The sequence below is a fragment of the Streptomyces sp. NPDC054796 genome (genome assembly GCF_053611545.1).
In genome coordinates this window covers 1-5,424 of sequence record NZ_JBSHAO010000125.1, presented here as the reverse complement: position 1 = coordinate 5,424, position 5,424 = coordinate 1, and the positions used below count along the sequence as shown (strand labels likewise).

6 protein-coding genes are annotated in these 5,424 nt (G+C 63.7%); 2 read left to right on the top strand and 4 right to left on the bottom strand.

The features are described 5' to 3' along the window. Positions 1-374 (top strand): DUF2290 domain-containing protein (locus ACWGJ2_RS39945; protein ID WP_453351326.1); only part of this gene is annotated, 374 nt, incomplete at its 5' end. Positions 375-479: 105 nt separating this feature from the next. Here ACWGJ2_RS39945 and ACWGJ2_RS39940 read toward each other — a convergent pair. The 4 genes from ACWGJ2_RS39940 to ACWGJ2_RS39925 form a co-directional block, all read right to left on the bottom strand. Then, positions 480-962, bottom strand: a complete 483-nt coding sequence (locus ACWGJ2_RS39940; protein WP_453351325.1) for a hypothetical protein — start codon at positions 960-962, stop codon at positions 480-482. A 246-nt stretch (positions 963-1,208) separates the two neighbouring features. After that, positions 1,209-1,640, bottom strand: coding sequence for a hypothetical protein (locus tag ACWGJ2_RS39935; RefSeq protein WP_453351324.1), 432 nt, complete (start codon positions 1,638-1,640; stop codon positions 1,209-1,211). Next, positions 1,637-1,789: a hypothetical protein gene (locus tag ACWGJ2_RS39930; protein ID WP_453351323.1), complete on the bottom strand. Its 153-nt coding sequence runs from the start codon at positions 1,787-1,789 to the stop codon at positions 1,637-1,639. Before ACWGJ2_RS39930 ends, ACWGJ2_RS39935 begins: the two co-directional genes overlap by 4 nt. Positions 1,790-2,562: 773 nt before the next feature. Beyond that, complete coding sequence (locus ACWGJ2_RS39925) at positions 2,563-2,844, bottom strand: hypothetical protein (protein ID WP_453351322.1); 282 nt, start codon at positions 2,842-2,844, stop codon at positions 2,563-2,565. Between the two features lie 1,044 nt (positions 2,845-3,888). On the opposite strand from ACWGJ2_RS39925, the gene ACWGJ2_RS39920 reads away from it, so the two are divergent. Continuing rightward, a complete protein-coding gene (locus ACWGJ2_RS39920; protein ID WP_453351321.1) occupies positions 3,889-5,181 on the top strand; it encodes a tyrosine-type recombinase/integrase in 1,293 nt (430 codons plus the stop codon). The last annotated feature ends 243 nt before the right edge of the window (positions 5,182-5,424 follow it).

Here is a 5,424-nt window from a genome sequence, read left to right as displayed (position 1 = left end):
CCTATGTCCCCTGCCCCTACCGCGTGGACAGCGAACTCGTGCGCCAGGACCCGATCATCGATGTGATTGATCTTCACATCGAGACCGAGCCGACGAACATGATTCTGCACTCTGCGATCCGCTTCGACTTCGACCCAGGGTCTGCGGCTCCGGGTCATCCGGCGGCACATTTGACCATCAACTCTGCGGACTGCCGAATCGCCTGCGCTGCGCCAATGCACATCGGGCGGTTTACCGACTTCATCTTCCGTCACTTCTATCCTGACCTGTGGAAAGCACATCTCCCGTTCTTCGGAAGCTCAGCGACCAGGGAAGCCGGCCCTCGCACACTTACTGCTGATGAGCGCAACACCCCACACTTGTACTGGAGTTAGATCACCCTACCGCGGCTTCAGGCACTGCTTCGTATGCCGTCGCGCGGCAGCAGGGAAGCGCCACCAGCGCCGACGACTCATCGAGATTGCTGGCCGACAACACGACTACGACGGCTTCTGTGCTGGCTTGGAGGATTCTGTGGGCGCCGAGGCCGCGACTTCGTCGAGGAGATTCCCGAAGTGCCCGAAGACCCACTTGTCGATCATCGCCGGGTATGCATCAATCAGGTCTCGCGGGAGGGAGCAATTCGGCTCTTCGAAGTGGAACCCCCACTGCGAGATGATGTTGTCGCCAGCTGCCAGGTCTGACACTGCGGAGCGCAGGCGGCCTGCGTGCTCGAGGAGGTGCTTCGCCCGGGCGGCACTGATGTCACCGACGTCGGCACCTTCGTGTGCAATGAAATTCCGTGCCTTCCTGGCCCTCCGCAGCACGTCCACGGTCTCGGCGGGGCACGACATGTGACCGGTCAGCTGGTGCAAGGCCGGCCCAAGCATCTTGTCGGCCGGAAGTGCAGCGATGAGATCCTCGAACGTGGCAACCGGGTCGGCATTTTGATGCACTTCAACCAGGTTGATACATCGGAGCATCCAGCGGCATTTTCCTTCAAACGCGTTGGCGATGTGAAGTGAACGCCCAGCCGCAAGGAATAGAGCGTCAAGTAGATCAGGCTCGCGGAGAGGCAAGTAGCCTAGCGACCAAGTCATGAGTCCACCGTAGTGACGCTGTCCACCGAATATCCGGCTTCGGGCTGTCTCCCGGTTGCCCTGCCCCAGACGCAGAAGAGGCCGTCGCCGTGACGACAGCCCCTCGCTGCAGTCGGATTGCATTGTCATTCAGGAGCGCCTGCGGACGGCTTGCGGCCTGGGCTGCGTGGGCAGCGAACGCACTGCGGGGTCGGGGGCAGCGAGCCGCTGACGCAGTTGCCGGTTCTCCATCTGTACCTGGTGTAGGGCGCCTACCAGGGCCTCGACGTCGGCCCGCAGGACCGCAAGTTCCTCGGCGTCCGCCGCCCGCAGTTCCTTGAGCTTGGTCACTTGCCGCCGCAGCCGCTTCTCGCTGTCCGGCGTAGCACCGCGGGCGCGGACCTTCTCGTAGAACTCGTTCTTCAGGTCCAGGAGGCGCTGAGTGAGTGCGTTGCGCGGGACCTGTGCCTCCTGGGCGAGGGCCACGATAGTCAGGGCGCCGTTGGAGTGTTCGGGGGTGTCGGCCCAGATCCGGTCCATGGCGGCGCGGATGCGGTCGCGTTCATCGGGCGCGGGGCTCATGACGGGTCCTCCTGAACGGTGACGCGGTTGCGGTAGTGCTCGTCGGCAAAGGTGCGGAGGCGGCTGGCGCGGCGGCGGAATCGGTCGGCCAGCGGGACGGGAACGAGTTCGGATCCGGCCTGCTTCTCCAACTGCTCTGCTAGGGCCATGAGTTGTTCGGCATGGTGGTCTGTGCGGGTGATGTTCGCGCAGGACGGTTGGCATCGGTCCAAGCTAGGCGCCTCCTGTTGGCCCTCCAGCCGGTGGCACAGGGCTTTGTCGCGGTTGTAAACGCACATCAGGTAGCTGCCGGGGTTGTCGTAGACGGAAAGCTGCGCCCAGAGGCGGCGCGGAGCGTCGCAAGCCAGCCAAGAAGGTGTCTGAGCTGAGGCCACCGCCCGTTGGGCTGGAACCCCGCCTCTCGGTCACCTACATGGCAGGGAGCCTGAGAACGGGCCCGGTCATCGGTGCTTTGCTTCACGAACTATCCCCTCCCTCTGCGCGCGAACCGCGGTGGCCGCACGGGGTATGACAGCACGCAGCACTGACATGCCGGCTGAAGTCGCGCATGCGGGGTATGCGAGCGATCTGATCTGGTCAGTTGCCGAGCCTCGGTTCGTGCGGCCTGGTCTGATTCCCCCGTGCAGTTGGACGACCCTCTCTCGACGAGCACGGTCAGGCGGTCCGGTGCCGGGACACTCAACAGCAGCAGAATCTCGTTCAGCTGTAGCCACTGCTCCTGACCACTCTGATCAAGCAGGAAGAACCACAGGCCCCGGCATCGCCCGCCTCGAACGGGGTATCCCCAGCCCCCTTACGCCCGCCTGCACGGTGCCGACGAGTACGCCGACCTTCCGGCTCTCTCGTCAGTCCAGGCCGCCTGCCACTACGCCGCCCTGAGCCCTTATCGAGGCGGCCAAGGTGTAAGCAGGAACTGCGGGACTCAGCGCCCCAGATAGGCGGACAGGAGGAGTTCGGACTCCGGGGAGAGCGTGACGACGTAGAGCTGGCCACCCGCTCGATAGGTAAGGCTCCCCGGTACATCGCCTACAGCAGGGTGATAGTCCTCGCGGGACACTCCTGCCAAGACCGCGCTGCGCAGGCCCTCGCGGAATGCGAGCGAGATGTAGAGAGGGACTGCGAGATCAAGGGAGTCGTCTGCAAGCGCAGCGTTGACGAGTGCGCGAATCTCTTGCAGCGTCATCAGTTTCTGTCGTTCGGCCATAGCTCAGTATCCCACTTGCCTGGCTTACCTGTCCCCGCTTCTCGCGGTACGCGGGAAGTCAATTCCATGGCTCCGCGCCCGATCTGCCTCATGCCCAGTGATGCGCTGACTAGTGCAAGACTTGAGTGGCATAGATAGCAATCGCGGCTGTGATGGCGAAGGGGTCGTGCGCAAACTGCGTGGCGCATGCGACGCATGTCAAGCAGTCGCCCAGGAACTTCCTGGGCGGCGCCGCTGAGGAGTAGAGAGATACTGAACCTGCTGCCCAGCGTTATAAGGCGATTCTCTGCATCCACTTGGCCGTTGAATCCGAAAAGGGCCCCGATGCCAAGGGGGCGACTCGCTCTCTAGTCTCGCACCTGTAGGTCAACGGCCTTCTCGCGCGCCGACTGGAAGCGGCACACAAAGGCCATGCCGCCTGTTCTTCGCTACAGATGTTTACGTCATACCGCATCATAAGTGTATATAACTCTCAAGCTGGGCCTGTTGCATCTGGAATGGTTGAGCTAGCGTCACTCTGTCATAAACACCTGTAGATGGATGACGCTGGGTGCTCGACCGCGGGCTCGGGGCCCAGGCCCATCCTCCGTGGGTGAGGAGATGTGGCTACAGGAGGCTGGATCTTGCCGGATGCCAGGTTCAGACGTGGGAGAGTTTCGGCTTCGAGTTCACCCGAAAATGCTGACTCGGGTACCTCGGTAAGCAAATCAAATGGGGCGCATGAAATCACCCCATCCGATTCCGCCGACCGTTATATGATGCCCCGTGAAGTGGAACACCGACTTGGTATTTCACCTTCAACGCGGCGCCGGTGGACCAATGGTGGTCTTCTGCGCGCCTATCCTCTTGGCCCGTACTATCGGCCCGGCCCGGGGGACAACCGGGAAGGGAACAGGAACGGCAGCCGGGTGCGCTACAGCGAGAAGGAGGTCAACAGCCTGTTTGAGCGCATCAAGAGAGGTGGGGGGGCGGGCGGTCCCACACCGCTGGTCTCCTGAGAGCTACGGGCGGTGGAAGGGTGAGATTCTTCCGCGGGAGGGGTGCATGGCCGAATCCGATACACCGTTTGACCGATGGCACAAGAGATATCCGAAAGAGGGGGACGTTCCCTGCAAATGCGGCACCAAAAGGAGCCCGCTGTACCCGTCTGCCGACCATGGCCGCGGCCAGCGGTGGCAGGCCCGCTACACGGACCCCAACGGAAAGCCCCGACGTCCGGCATTCGACATCTGGCAGGAGGCTCGCGACCACCTGGACGAGGTCCGGGTGGCCATGCGCAACGGCACCTGGGTCGATCCCGACATCGGGAACGAGAAGGTCGCCGTGTTCGCGGGGCAGCTGATCGAAGGACGGAAGAAGAGAGGGAAGAACGAGAACACAACGAACACCTACGAGACTCACCTGCGTGCCCACATCGTCCCGTTCGTGGGCAACCGGATAGCCAAGACCCTCAAGCGGCGGGACACGACGGCCCTTGTGGACCACCTGATCGACAAGCCGGGAATCGAGTCGGCCTACTACGTCGTCCAGATCTTCAAGACGTGGCGCATCCTGGTCAACTACATGGTTGACGCGGACGTCCCGCTCCCGGCGAATATCGTCTCCCGGATCGATCTGCCCGAGGTCGAGGACCGCGTCGAGGTCGTCCTCACCCCCCAGCAGGTGGCGGACCTGGCGCGCGCCATGCGGGAAGTCCAGCCCCGGTACGAGATTCTGGTGTGGATCGGAGCGTGCGCGGGCCTGCGCGAAGGCGAGGCATTCGGTCTCCTGGAAAGCTGTGTGGCCTGGGACCAGGATCTCCTTTACGTCAAGGAGCAGCGCCAGAAGGGCAAGAAAGCCAAGCTGAAGACTAAGGCGAGCTATGCCACGCTGCCGGTCGACCACTTCCTCCTGCAGTGCCTCGCCTACCATCTGACCCACTTCAAGGGTCCGGCGCCGGTGTCCGAGGAGGCACAGCGGAAGCGCCGCCAGCGCGGCTATGTGCCGCCGCCGGACGAAGGGCTGATCGTCACGAATGCACAGGGCCGGCCCCTGTTACGGAGCCACTTCAACACGGTGTGGCGCAAGGCGGTGGAACTGGCGGGACTTCCGGAAGGCACCCGGTTTCACGACCTCAAGCACTTCTACACGTCCCGGCTGGGCGCGGACAAGGTCGACCAGCACGATCCCAAAACCGTGCAGGCGCTCTCCCGGCACGCCGAGTTCTCCGAGACGTGGGACACCTACGCGCACCCGCCGGTGGCCGTGCAGGGCGTGAAGGTGAGGACGTTCAGCCGTCTCTTTCGCCCGGATCAGCCCGGCGCGATGGAGTCGGCCGACGTCGAGCAGGCGGCGTAGCAGCGCCGGCAGACCCGACCCGCGCGGCCGGGTGAACCTGGGCTCGGGGACTTGACCCCAGCGGCCCCTGATGTGCAAGACTCATCGACGCAACGAGGCTAACCATCGCGGCGCGAAGGGCGAGTTGGACCCGTGGAACGGCCAACCCGCCTGATTCGACCCCGAATCGACCCCGGAGGCGCAGGGAGGAGCGGACACTCGCTCTGACCAGGGCCGGAGGGGTGCGAGAGGACAGACCGGGCT